The sequence below is a fragment of the Blautia sp. RTP21359st1_E11_RTP21359_211015 genome (genome assembly GCF_040910705.1).
Taxonomy (GTDB): Bacteria; Bacillota; Clostridia; order Lachnospirales; family Lachnospiraceae; genus Blautia_A; species Blautia_A fusiformis.
The window spans coordinates 15,877-31,436 of record NZ_JBDGAB010000043.1 but is presented as its reverse complement, the minus strand read 5'-3'; the positions used below and the strand labels follow the sequence as shown (position 1 = coordinate 31,436).

General features: G+C 45.7%; 14 protein-coding genes. 13 read left to right on the top strand and 1 reads right to left on the bottom strand.

Annotated elements, in window-relative coordinates; genetic code table 11:
- Positions 1 to 254: 254 nt before the first annotated feature.
- The 10 genes from AB5026_RS13815 (at position 255) to ptsP (ending at position 11,993) form a co-directional block, all read left to right on the top strand.
- Positions 255 to 1,082, top strand: coding sequence for an HAD family hydrolase (locus AB5026_RS13815; RefSeq protein WP_306557157.1), 828 nt, complete (start codon positions 255 to 257; stop codon positions 1,080 to 1,082).
- A 41-nt stretch (positions 1,083 to 1,123) separates the two neighbouring features.
- On the top strand, positions 1,124 to 2,434 hold the full coding sequence (locus AB5026_RS13810) for an amidohydrolase (RefSeq protein WP_288245304.1): 1,311 nt from the start codon (positions 1,124 to 1,126) through the stop codon (positions 2,432 to 2,434).
- A 182-nt stretch (positions 2,435 to 2,616) separates the two neighbouring features.
- A complete protein-coding gene (locus tag AB5026_RS13805; RefSeq protein WP_215638256.1) occupies positions 2,617 to 3,879 on the top strand; it encodes an ABC transporter ATP-binding protein in 1,263 nt (420 codons plus the stop codon).
- On the top strand, positions 3,872 to 4,726 hold the full coding sequence (locus tag AB5026_RS13800; protein ID WP_215638255.1) for an ABC transporter permease: 855 nt from the start codon (positions 3,872 to 3,874) through the stop codon (positions 4,724 to 4,726). Before AB5026_RS13805 ends, AB5026_RS13800 begins: the two co-directional genes overlap by 8 nt.
- Positions 4,723 to 5,553 (top strand): ABC transporter permease, encoded by an 831-nt coding sequence (locus tag AB5026_RS13795; protein WP_215638254.1) that lies wholly within the window; start codon positions 4,723 to 4,725, stop codon positions 5,551 to 5,553. The genes AB5026_RS13800 and AB5026_RS13795 overlap by 4 nt, the downstream gene beginning before the upstream one ends.
- Positions 5,507 to 6,553, top strand: coding sequence for a spermidine/putrescine ABC transporter ATP-binding protein (gene potA, locus AB5026_RS13790; protein ID WP_015525681.1), 1,047 nt, complete (start codon positions 5,507 to 5,509; stop codon positions 6,551 to 6,553). Before AB5026_RS13795 ends, potA begins: the two co-directional genes overlap by 47 nt.
- Positions 6,553 to 7,371 carry an ABC transporter permease gene (locus tag AB5026_RS13785; protein ID WP_015525682.1) on the top strand — a complete coding sequence of 273 codons (819 nt, stop codon included), beginning with the start codon at positions 6,553 to 6,555 and terminating at the stop codon, positions 7,369 to 7,371. Before potA ends, AB5026_RS13785 begins: the two co-directional genes overlap by 1 nt.
- Before the next feature lie 12 nt (positions 7,372 to 7,383).
- Positions 7,384 to 9,237, top strand: a complete 1,854-nt coding sequence (locus tag AB5026_RS13780; RefSeq protein ID WP_215638253.1) for an extracellular solute-binding protein — start codon at positions 7,384 to 7,386, stop codon at positions 9,235 to 9,237.
- 33 nt (positions 9,238 to 9,270) lie between these two features.
- Complete coding sequence (locus tag AB5026_RS13775; protein ID WP_015525684.1) at positions 9,271 to 10,311, top strand: spermidine/putrescine ABC transporter substrate-binding protein; 1,041 nt, start codon at positions 9,271 to 9,273, stop codon at positions 10,309 to 10,311.
- Positions 10,312 to 10,340: 29 nt separating this feature from the next.
- Entirely contained in the window at positions 10,341 to 11,993 is a 1,653-nt protein-coding gene (gene ptsP / locus AB5026_RS13770) for a phosphoenolpyruvate--protein phosphotransferase (RefSeq protein WP_022426290.1), read from the top strand.
- Between the two features lie 156 nt (positions 11,994 to 12,149).
- On the opposite strand, the gene AB5026_RS13765 is transcribed toward ptsP, so the two are convergent.
- The gene (locus tag AB5026_RS13765) at positions 12,150 to 13,028 is read right to left on the bottom strand and encodes a homocysteine S-methyltransferase family protein (protein ID WP_186582289.1); all 879 of its coding nucleotides are present in this window, start codon (positions 13,026 to 13,028) and stop codon (positions 12,150 to 12,152) included.
- Between the two features lie 300 nt (positions 13,029 to 13,328).
- Between AB5026_RS13765 and AB5026_RS13760 the strand changes: the two genes are divergently transcribed.
- Genes AB5026_RS13760 through AB5026_RS13750 form a run of 3 tightly spaced genes read left to right on the top strand, consistent with a single transcriptional unit; the run spans position 13,329 to position 15,554 of the window.
- Positions 13,329 to 14,054 (top strand): polysaccharide biosynthesis tyrosine autokinase, encoded by a 726-nt coding sequence (locus AB5026_RS13760; RefSeq protein WP_015525686.1) that lies wholly within the window; start codon positions 13,329 to 13,331, stop codon positions 14,052 to 14,054.
- Between the two features lie 36 nt (positions 14,055 to 14,090).
- The gene (locus AB5026_RS13755; protein ID WP_173722653.1) at positions 14,091 to 14,807 is read left to right on the top strand and encodes a CpsB/CapC family capsule biosynthesis tyrosine phosphatase; all 717 of its coding nucleotides are present in this window, start codon (positions 14,091 to 14,093) and stop codon (positions 14,805 to 14,807) included.
- 12 nt (positions 14,808 to 14,819) lie between these two features.
- Complete coding sequence (locus AB5026_RS13750; RefSeq protein ID WP_279030639.1) at positions 14,820 to 15,554, top strand: YveK family protein; 735 nt, start codon at positions 14,820 to 14,822, stop codon at positions 15,552 to 15,554.
- Positions 15,555 to 15,560 lie beyond the last annotated feature (6 nt).

Below are 15,560 nucleotides of genomic sequence, written 5' to 3'. Positions count from 1 at the left end.
GTGGTAACACATGGAGCTGACTGTTACTAATCGGGTGAGGGCTTGACCAAGAAACGCAGGTTAAGAATTGATTCAAAAAAGATTAACGATCATCAACAGAACATGTATGTAGTTTTGAATATACAATCGTAAAAAGTGGCTTAAACAGCCACTTTTTTTGTGCTATAATAAAGAAATATTTTATCATCAATTTCCCTGTCAACTGAAAAAAGTTTCCCTATCTACAGCCCATAGTAAAACGAAAGGATTTATTTATGAAAACACTATATGTATCAGATCTCGACGGAACTCTTTTACGAAAAAATGAAACTTTATCTTCATATACAATAAAAATAATCAATGCTTTAACTTCTTCAGGCATGTTATTTTCCTATGCAACAGCTCGTTCCTTAAATACGGCAAAAAAAGTAACTGAAGGCCTTAACACACACTTTCCTCTTATTATATATAATGGGGCATTTGTGAAAGATAATATAACAGAGGAAATCCTTATTGCCAATTATTTTGAAGAGGATATATATGAGGTATTGAGGGATCTTTTTGCGCATGAAATATATCCGATCATATATTCATATCAGAATAATATTGAAAAGTTTTCTTATATAGCAGCAAAGGCAACAAGTGGAATGCAGGCATTTTTAAACAGCCGGAAGGGCGACAAACGTACGAATATTGTAACTACAGAGTCTGAATTGATGTATGGAGATCTTTTTTATATCACCTGCATTGATAAGCCGGAGAAGCTTGAACCATTTTATCATAAATATAAAAATAAATATCATGTTGTTTATCAGAAGGACATCTACACAGGAGAGCAGTGGCTGGAGATCATGCCGCAAAAAGCATCCAAAGCGCAGGCTGCTTTGCAGCTAAAACAAAAACTGGAATGTGACAGATTAGTTGTTTTTGGTGATGGAAAAAATGATATTGATATGTTTGAAATTGCGGATGAAGCTTATGCAGTGGAAAATGCAGTGAGTGAACTGAAAGCTGTGGCAACCGGGATCATCGGTTCCAATGAAAACGACGGAGTAGCGAAATATCTCCAGAAAATATCTATTTCCAAATCAACTGTTTTATGATATCATATAGCTTAACCTGCGGAAAATGGAGGTTATAAGACATGAATCATATTGAAGAAAAGATCATTCAGACTATAGATGAACACAGAGATGAGATCATAGCCTTTGCGAAGGATATCCAGAGCCATCCGGAGCCGGGATTTTATGAGGAGAGAACAGCCGCACACGTAGCGGCTTTTTTGCGTGGCCTGGGACTTCGTGTGCATGGAGGACTTGCACGCACAGGAGTCCGCGCTGAGTGGATGGAACAGGACGGACCGAACATTACGATTATCGGAGAACTTGACGCCATCGGATGTAAGTCGCATCCGATGGCTGATCCCGTTAATGGGACAGCACATGCATGCGGACACCACGCACAGATTGCAGCCATGATCGGCGCAGCATTGGCACTGACCAATGAGGAGGTTCAAGCCTCTCTGTCTGGGTCCGTATCTTTTTTTGCCGTTCCGGCGGAAGAATACATTGATGCAGATAAACGTGCACGGCTTCGTAAAGAAGGAATCGGCTTTCCTGCATCCGGAAAAAGCGAACTGATCCGTCTTGGAGAATTTGATCATTCAGACATTATTTTGACCACACATGTGCACATGATGCCGGTAGAAGAAGATTTTTACCTGGGGAATGCGGCCTGCAATGGATTTTCCGCAGAACGAGTGACAGTAAGAGGAAAAGCCGCACATGCAGCCATTGATCCATGGGATGGTGTCAATGCATTAAGTATTACTTCCAGTGCCATTCAGATGATGGGACTGATGCGGGAAACGTTCCGGGAGGAAGACCATGTGCGTCTTCACAACGTGATCCGAAAAGCCGGAGATGTGATCAATGCAGTTCCAGACGAAGCGGTGATCGAAACAAAAGTCCGTGCAGCGTCTCTGGATGCGATCCGGGCAACACAGGAAAAAATGGACCGTGCCTATGACGGAGCTGCCTATGCATTCGGTGGTACGATCGAAAGAGAACCGCTTCAGGGATATATGCCGATCCTGCACAGAGGTGCGGATAAAGTGATGGAAGAATCTGTAAAGCTTCTGGACGCTACGTACCGGTGCTCAAAGCCGGCAGATTTTAACAACGCCTGTACCGACGTAGGAGACCTGACCCATCTGTTTCCAGTGCTGAATTTTACATTCGGAGGATTTGCGGGAAAACTCCACGGAGCAGATTTTAAGATCATGGATGAAGAACTGGTATATATCAAACCAGCCAAGCTTCTGGCACTGACTACGTATCGTCTTCTCTGTGATCAGGCAAAAGAAGCAAAAAAAATCTGTCGGGAATTTAAACCTGTATTTAATAAAGAAACTTATTGTCAGTATATACGAGATAATTTTCATGAAAATGAGTAGTTAACCGAATCAGAGAAGTCCTATGAGGGTACAATAAGCAATCTTGAATCAGGAAATCCCATGCGGGGTACAATAAGCAATCTTGGATCAGGAGAATCCCCTGCGAGAGTACAATAAGCAATCTTATATCAGGAAAGTCCCATGCAGGGTGCGGATATCATAGCAAACAGAAGGAGAACTAAATGTCCGAAATTTCATTAGAACTGAAAAACATAAAAAAGAGCTTCCAGGAAGGTGAGGACGTCCTAGAAAGCATCTGTCTTACAGCAAAAAAAGGAGAATTTGTCACTCTGCTGGGGTCTTCCGGCTGTGGAAAAACCACCACACTGCGGATCATTGCAGGCCTGGAACAGCCAGATTCCGGCCAGGTTTTTCTGGATGGAAAGGATGTGACATCCCTGGAACCGAATCAGCGCAATGTGAACACAGTGTTCCAGAATTATGCACTTTTTCCACATATGAATGTAGCAGATAACATTGGATATGGGCTGAAATTGAAAAAAACATCGAAAGCGGAGATCAGCAGAAGAGTCAAAGAAATGCTGGAGCTTGTCCAGCTTCCGGGCTTTGAGAGGCGTAAGCCGTCAGAGCTTTCCGGCGGTCAGCGCCAGCGTGTGGCCATAGCCAGAGCACTTGTGAACAATCCGGAGGTACTTCTTCTGGACGAACCCCTTGGTGCGCTGGATCTGCAGCTGAGGCGTGCCATGCAGCACGAGCTGAAGCGCCTGCAGAAGAAGCTGGGGATCACCTTTATCTATATCACTCACGATCAGGAAGAAGCCATCAACATGTCTGATACGATCGCTGTGATGAACCACGGTCGCTTTGAGCAGATTGGGACGCCGGATGAGATCTATAATCATCCGAAGACCAGCTATGTGGCAACCTTTGTTGGAAATGCCAATATCCTGACCGGTATTGTGGAAAGCATTGCGGAAGAGGAGATTGACGGTACTTCCGCTCAGATCACCGTAAGAACTGATGCCGGAAAAGTAAAAGTATCAATGGACACCGTAGCTACATCTGACAGAGGATATTTCCCACAAAAAGGAGAAAAGGTTACCATCGCAGTAAGAAGCGAAAATATCCGGTTTGAGGAAAATAAAAAAAATGCACAACAAAGCACGCCGAATTGCACATCAGAAAACACAAAAAAGAGTGTACAGGAGCCCGCAGAAAAAAACACAGATGACAGCTGCGATGGCTTAACCGCCGAAGTTATTGAAAAAACCTTCGCCGGCGGCCAGCTCCGTGTTGTTTTGAAAACTTCGGAAGGTCAGGAAATCGTGGCAAGCCGTTACGGCATTGATACAAATGTCAGTGTAGGAGAAAAGGTGCGCTGCTGTTTTCTTCCTACAGATGCAGTGCTGGTAGATCGGGAAGAAAGATCAGAAGAAGTATTGCCGGATCAGTCAGGTCCCTGTGCAGGAGGTACCCATGCGTAAGCACAGAGCAGGCTCCGTATGGATGATCCTGCCGCTGTATCTTTTTACACTGATCTTCGTCGCACTGCCTCTTCTGTATGTAGCTGCACTGAGCTTTTCCACAGCAGACGGCGGCTACGGCGTGAATTGGAAATTTACTCTGGATAATTACAAGCAGATCCTGGAGCCTGTATACCTGCAGACCTTTACGGGATCCTTCCGCCTTGCGCTCACCAGCACTTTGATCATCTGTCTGGTGGGCTACCCCTTCGGATACTTTATGGCAAAGCTTTCTGAGGGCAAAAAGAAGCTGGCCATGCTTTTTCTGATGCTGCCTTTCTGGGTGAATTCCCTAATCCGTCTTTATGGCTGGATCATCATTCTCCAGAAAAAGGGCCTTCTGAATTATCTGCTGATGAAGCTTGGCATCATCCAGGAGCCCTTAAAAATCCTGTACAGCTATCCTGCGATCGTGATCGGTATGATCTATGTATTGCTGCCGTTTATGGCACTGTCCGTATATTCCAGTGCGGAAAAGCTGGACTGGTCCCTTGTGGAAGCTGCCAGAGACCTTGGAGCCAGCAAATGGAAGGCTTTCTGGAGCGTCACCTTTAAGCTGACTTTGCCGGGACTTCTTTCCGGAGTGATACTTACCTTTATTCCGTCTATGGGTCTGTTTTTTATTGCGGATATCCTGGGCGGAAACAAGATCGTACTTGTGGGAAGTCTGATCCAGGAGCAGATGACAAGAGGCAATAACTGGCCCTTTGCCGCAGCACTGGCTGTGGTACTGATGATACTGACAACTCTGATGATCGTATTATATCGGAAGCTTACCAATGTGAAGGAACTGGAGGGAATCGGATGAAAAAGAACTCAAAGCTTTCAGGACTGTACCTGGGGATCCTGTTTTTCCTTATGTATCTGCCCATTGGTGTGGTAGTGGTATTTTCGTTTAATGAAGCAAGACTTCCGGTGCGCTTTACCGGTTTTTCCCTGAAATGGTATCAGGAACTGTTTCAGGACAGGGATCTGATCCAGGCATTGAAAAACAGTCTGATCCTGGCGGTGTCCAGCTGTGGGGTATCAGCAGTGATCGGAACACTGGGGGCTGTAGGACTTTCCAGGATCCACTGGAAAACAAAAGGGGTGATGGAGTATATTTCCATTCTGCCTCTGATGATCCCAGAGATCATTCTGGGAATGGTACTGATGGCATTTTTCTATATGCTGAACCTGCCATTTGGAATGCTGACACTTCTGATCGGACACACGGTTTTCTGTGTGCCCTATATTTTGATGGAGGTAAAAGCAAGGCTTGTGGGAATGGATCCGTCCCTGGAAGAGGCAGCCAGAGATCTTGGTGCCGGTTCCTTTCGGGCCTTCTGGGACATTACCCTGCCGCTGATCATGCCGGCTGTTATATCCGGTTCTCTGCTGGCCTTTGCCATGTCCATGGACGATGTGGTGATCAGTATTTTTGTAACCGGGCCACGTGTATCCACGCTGCCGATAAAAGTTTACACACAGATGAAAACAGGCGTTACGCCGGAGATCAATGCACTTTGTACCATAATGCTGGGAGTGATCCTTCTGGTACTGGCAGTATATCTGATCGCAGGAAAACGCGGGAAGGGGAATATAAAAGATGAGCAACAAACTGATCGAGTTAAAAAATCTCACAAAAAACTTTGATGACCAGCAGGTGCTCCGGGGCATTAATCTGGACATTCACGAAAACGAATTCCTTACGCTTCTGGGACCCAGCGGCTGTGGAAAGACAACAACCTTAAGGATCATTGCCGGCTTTGAGGAGCCAAGCGGCGGAGAGGTACTGTTTAACGGAATTGAGATCTCCAAGCTGCCTCCATATAAAAGAGAGATCAACACTGTATTCCAGAAATATGCATTGTTTCCGCATCTCAATGTTATGGACAATATCGGTTTCGGCCTGAATCTGAAAAAGGTAGATAAATCTGTTATTGAGCAGAAGGTAAAAAGAATGCTGAAAATGGTAGGGCTGGAAGGCTTCGAAAAAAGAGATGTTACACTTCTTTCCGGTGGACAGCAGCAGCGAGTTGCCATTGCCAGAGCTCTTGTCAATGAGCCGAAGGTTCTTCTGCTGGATGAGCCACTCGGCGCACTGGATGCCAAGATCCGTAAGCAGATGCAGATCGAGCTGAAAAAGATCCAGAGAGAGGTAGGGATCACCTTTATCTATGTTACCCATGACCAGGAGGAGGCACTTTCCATGTCTGATACGGTAGTAGTCATGAACAACGGTGAGATCCAGCAGATTGGCAGCCCGACAGATATCTATAATGAGCCGGAGAACCGTTTTGTTGCCGGCTTTATCGGAGAGTCCAATATTATAGAAGGAACAATGATCAGGGATTTCCTTGTGGAGTTTGATGGCTTCCGTTTTGAATGTGTAGATAAGGGATTTGAGGACAACGAAGCCATTGAGGTTGTTCTTCGCCCGGAGGATCTGGATATTGTGGAACCGGATCAGGCCAAGATCAGAGGAACGGTACGGAACATTACGTTCAAGGGCGTGCATTATGAGATCCTGGTTGAGACGGAGCTTCGCACATACATGGTGCATACTACCGATTATGCAGAAGTGGGACGTGAAGTGGGACTGAAGTTTGGTCCTGAGGATATCCATGTTATGTGCAGAATGGGAGGATACTAATGAAACAGTTCAAGCATCTGATCAAGCCGTATATCATCTGGGCTTCGATCCTGATCGTGGTACCATTGATCCTGATCGTGCTTTATGCATTTACCTCAGATGGAAATGAAGTTCTGACCCTGCATTTTACATGGGCGAATTTTGCAAAATTTCTGGAAGCTACATATTTAAGTGTTATCCTGAAATCCTTCCGCCTGGGTATCCTGACCACACTGATCTGCCTGGTCTGCGGATATCCGCTGGCATACATTATCTCCAAATATTCCGAAAAGGTGCAGAGCTTTCTGATCCTTATGGTCACCATTCCCATGTGGATCAACATGCTTCTCCGTACCTATGCATGGATGAACATTCTTTCTGACAATGGTCTGGTGAACAACCTTCTGAAAATGCTGGGAATCTCACCGATCACCATGATGTATACAGATTTTTCCGTTATCGTGGGCCTTGTTTGTAACTTTATGCCCTTTATGATCATTCCGATCCATACATCCTTAAGTAAAATGGACAAGTCACTGATCGAAGCGGCCAACGACCTTGGTGCCAATCCATTCCAGACCTTCTGGAGGATCACCTGGAAGCTTTCCATGCCAGGTGTGGTCAATGGTATCATGATGGTATTCCTTCTGTCCATATCAACCTTCGTTATTCCGAAGCTTCTCGGCGGCGGCCAGTACATGCTGATCGGTAATCTCATTGAGTCACAGTTTATTTCTGTAGGTGACTGGAACTTCGGAAGTGCCATCTCTCTGATCCTAGCAGTGATCATCCTGATCTTTATGAGCCTGATGAAGAAGATGGATACCCAGGACGATTAAAGGAGGCAGGAGATGAAAAGAAAAAATACCATATTTTCAAAATTATATGTAGTGCTGTGTCTGGCATTTTTTTACCTGCCGATCCTTGTGACCATGATCTTTTCCTTTAACTCATCCAAGTCCCTGACCAGATTTACAGGATTTTCCCTGCGCTGGTACGGAGAGCTAATAAACAACATGGAGATCAGTAAGGCAGTTTATGTTTCAGTCACAGTGGCAATTCTGGCAACTGTTATTTCCACAGTGCTGGGAACCATCACAGCCATCGGACTTTCAAAATCCAGAAAGGTTCTGAAGGAGATGGTCCTTACCATCAATAACTTTCCAATTCTGAATCCGGAGATCGTAACCGCGATTGGTCTGATGCTGCTGTTTTCTTCGCTGGGAATGACGAAAGGCTATCTGACCATGCTGCTGGCACATATCGCATTCTGTACGCCCTATGTGATCACCAGTGTATATCCGAAGGTACGAAGCCTGGATCCGAACCTTGCCAATGCAGCCATGGATCTTGGTGCAACGCCATATCAGGCACTTACCAAGGTTATCGTGCCCATGATCAAAGAAGGGATTTTTGCGGGAGCGCTCCTGGCCTTTACCATGTCCTTTGACGATTTCGTAATTTCCTACTTTGTTTCCGGAAACGGAGTAAAAAATATATCCATTGTTGTATATAATATGACAAAGCGCATCAATCCCACCATCAACGCCCTTTCTACTATTGTGATCGTGGTCATTGTGCTGGTGCTTCTTTTTGCAAATCTGATCATGCCGAAGCTTCAGGCCTCCACCGTGAAAAAAATGGATCCGAAAAAAAGAAGGATCGTTGCGATTGTCACAGCTGCTGCGGTTGTTCTGGTATTGGGAAAGTGGACGATCGTAAGTCAGGGAAACCACGTGCTTCGTGTATATAATGCCGGAGAATATATGGACCTGAGTCTTCTGGACAAATTTGAGAAGCAGTATAACTGTACTGTTGTATATGAAACCTTCGAGTCCAATGAGATGATGTACACCAAGCTGGCCAGTGGTGAAACCTACGATGTTCTGGTTCCGTCAGATTATATGATCGAAAGACTGATCAAGGAGGAATATCTTCAGGCCCTTGACTGGAAAAAGATCCCAAACAGCAAAAATCTTCTTCCCGAGGTACAGAATAAGGACTATGATCCGGGAAATCGTTATTCCTGTCCGTATTTCTGGGGAACTGTAGGAATCCTTTATAATAAGAATGTAGTCTCTCAGGAGGATCTTGACAAAGAGGGCTGGAATATTCTCTGCGATGAAAAATATAAGGGAGATCTTTATATGTATGATTCCGAAAGGGATTCCTTTATGATTGCCCTGAAAGCGCTGGGGTATTCCATGAACACAAAAAATCTTGATGAGATCCAGCAGGCTTATGAGTGGCTGATCCGGCAGAGAGATACCATGGATCCGATCTATGCAGGTGATGATGTGATCGACAACATGATCTCAGGAAACAAGGCAATGGCGGTTGTTTATTCCGGAGATGCTTCCTATATCATCAGCGAAAATCCGGAGCTTGGCTATTATACTCCGCAGCAGGGAACCAATACCTGGTATGATGCCATGGTCATCACCAAGGACTGTAATGAAGTAGATCTGGCTCATGAGTTCATCAATTTTATGTTGGATGATGAAAATGCTCTTTCCAATACCGAAGAAGTAGGATATACTTCTACTGTAAAGAGTGCATTCGAGGAGATGAAGAACGGAACTTATGAGGGAATTTCTTCCTATATTCCGCAGATCGACAATCCAAAGAATGAGATCTTCGGATACCAGAAGCCAAAGATCAAGCAGAAATTCGCAGAGCTTTGGACAAAGGTAAAAGCAAAATAACAAGACGTCAGAGAGAGACATGAAGGAGGTTCTATGAAATCAAAAAAAGCAGCAGCGATCATGTTATGTGCGGTACTTGGAACATCTATGATAACAGGTGTCAGTGTCAGTGCAAAGGATAAGGATGAACTGGTACTTTATACATGGGACGGAATGTTTCCGCAGGAAGTGCTGGATGATTTTGAAAAAGAAACAGGGACCAAGGTGGTATATTCCAACTTTGATACCGATGAGACCATGCTTGAGAAGCTTTCCCAGGCAAAGGGCGGCGATTACGATGTGGTAATTGCAGATGATTACATTATCGACAGCGCGGTAAAAGAGGGACTTGTCCAGAAGATCGACAAGGATACCGTTTCCAATTTTAAGAACATCAACCCCCTTTATCAGGGACAGTTTTATGATCCGGATGACGAATATACAGTACCTTACGGAGCAGGAATCCCACTGATCGTTTATGATCCGGAGCAGGTAGATATCGACATTAAAGGATACAAGGATCTCTGGGATAAATCTCTGGAGGACAGCATTGCCATCGTAGGTAATTACCGCGTGATCTGTGGCATCACACAGCTTTCCATGGGAGAGAGCATGAACGAAGAAGATGTAGCCGTGATCGACAAGACCGGTGAGAAGCTGAAAGAGCTGGCACCGAACATTCGTATGATCCAGGATGACAATACACAGAATGCACTTCTCAACGGAGAGGCAAGTGTGGCATTTCTTTATACATCACAGGTAACACAGGCGCTGAAGGATAATCCGGATCTTAAGGTGGTTTATCCGGAGGAAGGTCTTGGATTTGGTATTATGGGAATGTTTGTGCCAAGTGAAGCACCGAATGCGAAGGCTGCCAATGAATTTATCAATTATATCCTGGAGCCGGAAGTATCTGCACAGTGCATCAACTATATCGGATACTACAATACAAACAAGGCAGCAGATGATCTGGTAGACGAGAGCCTGGTTGTTCCGGACAGCGTGACAAAGGGTGAGATCGTACAGAATGTAAGCCAGGAAGCAGAGCAGGAATACAATAAGATCTGGACAGAGTTTAAAGCTGCCTGCGATTAAGCAGACGGACCAGTAAGGGGGTTTTTCAGGTGGAGATATACAAAGGCACATCCGCTTTTTCCGGAATAGCCATTGGAAAAATACTGTATTACCACAGAGGCGAATATCAGATCCGTCAGTCCATGGTAGACAATGTAAAAAAGGAGCTGGATCGTCTGGATAATGCAAGAACAGCGGTAAAGAACCAGATCCAGCATATGTATAAAAACGGAGCACCCCTCCCCAAAGAGCAGGAGCTGACCTTGAAACGTCAGCTGAAGCTCTTAAGTGGCGGCAGCTTCCAGCGGGCCGTGGAAAGCATGATCACGACAGAAAAGGTCAGTGCAGCTTACGCAGTCCAGACAACCAGGGATGAGCTTGCAAATGTGTTCCGCAAGCTGGAGGACGAGGCTGTCAAAGAACAGATCGAAAATATCAGGGAGATCTCCGAGCTGCTGATCGGCGCCATGGGTGGCTCCCATGCACGGATCAATCTGGGAGATGAGCCGGTGATCCTTGCAGCAGAGCAGCTTTCCCCCAATGAACTTCTGGAGATGAACAAAGCCAGTCTTCTGGCGGTAGTCATGCATCAGGGGTCTGTTATTTCCCATGTATCGATCATGGCAAAATCCATGGAAGTTCCCACCCTGGTCGAGGTGGAGATACAGAAAGAATGGGATGGCCATATGGCTATTGTAGATGGGTATACAGGAACACTGTATATCGATCCGGAGCCGGAGCTTCTTAAGGAATATGAGATCCGTCATGCAGCAGATAAGGAAGAGCGGGAAGAACTTTTGAGACTTCGGAACCAGAAGGATATCACAGCCGATGGCAAGGAGATCAAGCTTCTGGCAAACATCGGAAATCTGGATGATCTGAATACGGTTCTTTATTACGGAGCAGCAGGTATCGGCCTTCTTCGAAGTGAATTCCAGTATCTCGGAAGAGAGAATTATCCAAGAGAGAATGAGCTGTTCCGTGCCTATAAAAAAGTAGCCGAGGATATGGATGAACGTCCGGCAGTGATCCGTACCGTGGACCTGGGGGCAGACCGTCAGGCAGAGTATATGGCAATTCCTGATGAGGTCAATCCTATGATGGGAAACCGCGGCATCCGCCTCTGCCTTGATCGCAAAAAAATGTTTAAAGCGCAGCTTCGGGCTATTTACCGTGCAAGTGCCTATGGAAATATCAACCTGATGTATCCGATGATCACGTCCGAGGATGAACTGGATGAGATCGAGAAGCTGATCCGTGAGGTAAAAAAGGGCCTGGATGAGAAGAACATTCCTTACAAAAACATCCGTACCGGAATTATGATCGAAACACCGGCAGCGGTCATGATCAGTGAAGAACTTGGAAAACGTGTGGATTTTCTGAGCCTAGGAACCAATGACCTGACCCAGTATACCCTGGCTATGGACCGGCAGAATCTTCTTTTGAAGGATAAATACAACGATCATCATCCAGCGCTTGTAAAGATGATCCGCATGGTAACAGAGGCAGGACATAAGTCAGGATGTGAAGTTTACATATGCGGAGAGCTGGCAGCAGATTCCAATCTTACAGAAGCTTTTATCCAGATGGGAGTGGACGGCCTTTCCGTTGTTCCTGCCTGTGTACTTCCAGTGCGAAAAGCGATCCGCAGCTCCTATGCGGATGAGGCAAACCGGCCGGAAGAAGCAGTAAAAGAGAAATAATATCCGGAAAAATAAAAATCCTGAGAATTTCTATGTTGATATCTGTTGATATCTCACATAGGATCCTCAGGATTTTTTTGACGGAATCTTTCACTCACGGCTTATTGCTGTTCTCAATTGAAGCAGTGCGTGGAAGCATATCTGTTCCGGTTAAAGTTATCGAAGTCCAAGCACCTGGGCGGTTTCCGAAATAAACTCCGGTGTGGTACCACAGCATCCGCCGATCACGGAAGCACCGTTGTCCACCAGCACCTTCATATAACCTGCAAAATCCGCAGGGGTCATGCTGTAAACTGCATTTCCAAGATCATCGATCTGAGGCATTCCCGCATTGGGTTTGGCGATGACCGGAATGGAAACGTTCTCTTTGATATTGCGGATAACCGATACCAGCTGATCCGGGCCAACCGAGCAGTTGATGCCGACAGCGTCTGCACCTGCAGCTTCCAGGGACATGGCAGCCTCTATGGCATTTCCGCCACTGAAGATACTTCCGTCTGCTTCTACAGTCACGGTACAGATGATAGGAAGCTCGCAGACACTCTGGCAGGCGTCTACAGCAGCCAGTGTCTCCTCGATATTGATCATGGTTTCCGCTACGATCAGGTCCACACCTGCATCACGGAGATAGCCGATCTGTTCCTGATAGACTTCGAAGGCTTTTTCGTAAGTCATGTCACCGGCCGGTGCCATCATCTTGCCTGTGGTGGTGATATCACCTGCTACGAAAACACCCTCCGGTGCAATCTCCTTTGAATAGCCGGCCAGGGTATGATTGATCTGTTCAATCTGATCCTCCAGTCCGTGCATAGTGAGGTTAATACGGTTTCCGCCGAAGGTAGGCGCATAGATGATATGGCTTCCCGCCTCGATATATGCCTTCTGCAGAGACTGGATCACATCCTTGTGCTCAAGCACCCAGCTCTCTGTGCAGACACCACGTGGCATGCCGGCCTTCATCAGGTTGGAGCCGGTAGCACCATCCAGCAGCAGGACATGATTTTCGGTCAGTTTCTGAAATTCCTGTTTTGTCATATGTTTATATCCTCCTTATGGCAGCCAATCACGGTTGGCAAAAAAATAGGGCTCCTCCTGTAACCGCTGCACTCATTGCCGTGGGTTTATTTTAACACAGGGAATAAAAATAATCTATCCTGTTTCTGGGCCGGGGAATAAAAAATAATAAAAATTAGGCAAATTGTACATATTTAACGGCTTTTCTGTCGAATAAAGAACTTGCGTATTAGAAAATGTGATTGTATAATAACCTATAGACATGCCCAAAGGGCAAGACTGTCATCAGATAGAACAAAAAGGTAAAGGTGAAAAGGAATTATGATTAAAGTTAAACTGAGCAACTGGAAGTCTGATCACCAGATGGATGAGGCTTATAAAGCTCTGCGAACAAATATCCAGTTCTGCGGAGCAGATAAGAAAGTGATCGCACTTACCAGCTGTACTCCTAATGAGGGAAAGAGCAGTGTGGCATTTAATCTTGCTGCCTCTCTTGCTGAGAGCGGCAAATCAGTGCTTCTGATCGATGCCGATCTGCGTAAATCCGTTTTGATGGGACGTGTGACAGTAGACCAGGAGGTAATGGGACTTGCTCATTATCTTTCCAAGCAGGCCAAGCTTTCTGACGTGATCTGTGCCACTACACTTCCGAAGTTCCATATTATCTTCTCCGGTATCGTACCTCCGAACCCGGCAGAGCTTCTCGGAAACAGACTCTTCAAGGATATGATCCGCGTGGTAAGAGATGTTTATGATTACGTTATTGTAGATACACCGCCGCTTGGACTGATCATCGACAGTGCTATCATAGCAGATTCCTGCGACGGATCTGTAATCGTCGTTGAATCCGGTACCATCAGCTACCGTTTTGTACAGGAAGTAAGAGATCAGCTTGCCAAGAGCAACTGCCCGATCCTAGGAACCATCCTGAACAAGGTGGACTACAGCAAGGCCGGCAATTACGGTCACTATGGCAAGTATGGTAAATACGGCAAGTACGGTAAGTATGGTTCCTACGGAGATTATGGTGAGAGCAGCAGTAAATAAAAAAACATTGACAACAGAAATGAGTGGGTTATTTTAATGAAGGGACTTTATGATATTCATTGTCATATCCTCCCCGGGGTGGATGACGGTGCAAGAAACATGGAAGAATCACTCTGGATGCTCAACAAGGAGTATCAGGAGGGCGTACGTCATGTGATCCTGACACCACATTTCCGGTACGATATGTTTGAGCCGCATATGAACATTGTGACAAGACAGTTCATGCAGCTGCGTAGAGCAGCCATGAATATTGGTGATGAAGGCATGAGACTTTATCTGGGCTGTGAACTCCATTCCAGTATGGATATGGTGGAATGCCTTAAGAAGGGACGGCGGCTTACCCTTGCAGGTTCCAGATATGTGCTTGTGGAATTCAGCAACGGAGATGAGAAAAATTATATTGAAGAACGGATCAGAAGTCTTCTGATGAATGGTTTTATCCCGATCATCGCTCATGTGGAACGTTATAAGGCTACCCGGAACGATATTGGATTTTTGACAGAGCTGAAGGATATGGGAGCACATATCCAGGTCAACGCAGATACCATCAGCGGTCAGGACGGATTCGGGGCAAAAACCTTTGCACGGAAAGTCATGAAGCATGGGCTTCTGGATTTTGTCGGTTCTGACGGACACCGTAAGACGGAGCGTATCCCGGAGATCGGCAAATGTGTCGCCAAAATGGAAAAAACAATGGGGAGCGAATATGTAAAGAAGATCTTTATCAAAAATCCCCGGAAAATCACAGGGTAATGGAGAAAAGAAATGGAAAATCAGACTGTTAACAACAACGACGAAGTAGAGATCGATCTTGGTGAGGTATTTCACCTGTTACTGAGCAAGCTGGGTGTTATCATTTTATCCGGTATTGTTTTCTGCCTGGCAGCTGTTATGGGAACCATGCTTCTGATCACACCGAAGTATGAATCCACAACCAAGATCGTGGTACTGTCCAAGCAGGACAGCAGCACACTGACCAATCAGGATATCCAGACAAGTACATCACTGACCAAGGACTATGCGGAGCTGATCAAGAGCCGTACAGTTACTGAGGGTGTGATCGCACAGCTGAAACTGGATATGACACATGAGAAGCTTCTTAAGAAGCTTTCCGTAGATACACCAACGGATACACGAGTAGTATCCATCACAGTTACAGATACCGATCCTTATACAGCGGCACAGATCGCAAACGCAGTAAGAGATATTGCTTCCAAGCATATCCAGCAGGTTATGGATATCAAGGCAGTAAATGTGGTAGAGACAGCAAACATCCCGGATGAGCCGTCAAGCCCAAGCGTACCGAAAAACGGTGTGATCGGCGGACTTCTGGGTATCCTTCTGGCAGCAGCCGTTGTGCTCATCGTATATCTGACAAACGATACTGTAAAGACACCGGAAGACGTAGAGAAATATCTTGGATTAAGCGTACTTGGTACAATCCCATACTCTTCCAAAATGGGCAAGAAATCCAAAAAGAAAAAGAAACGTCACGCATAAAAATAA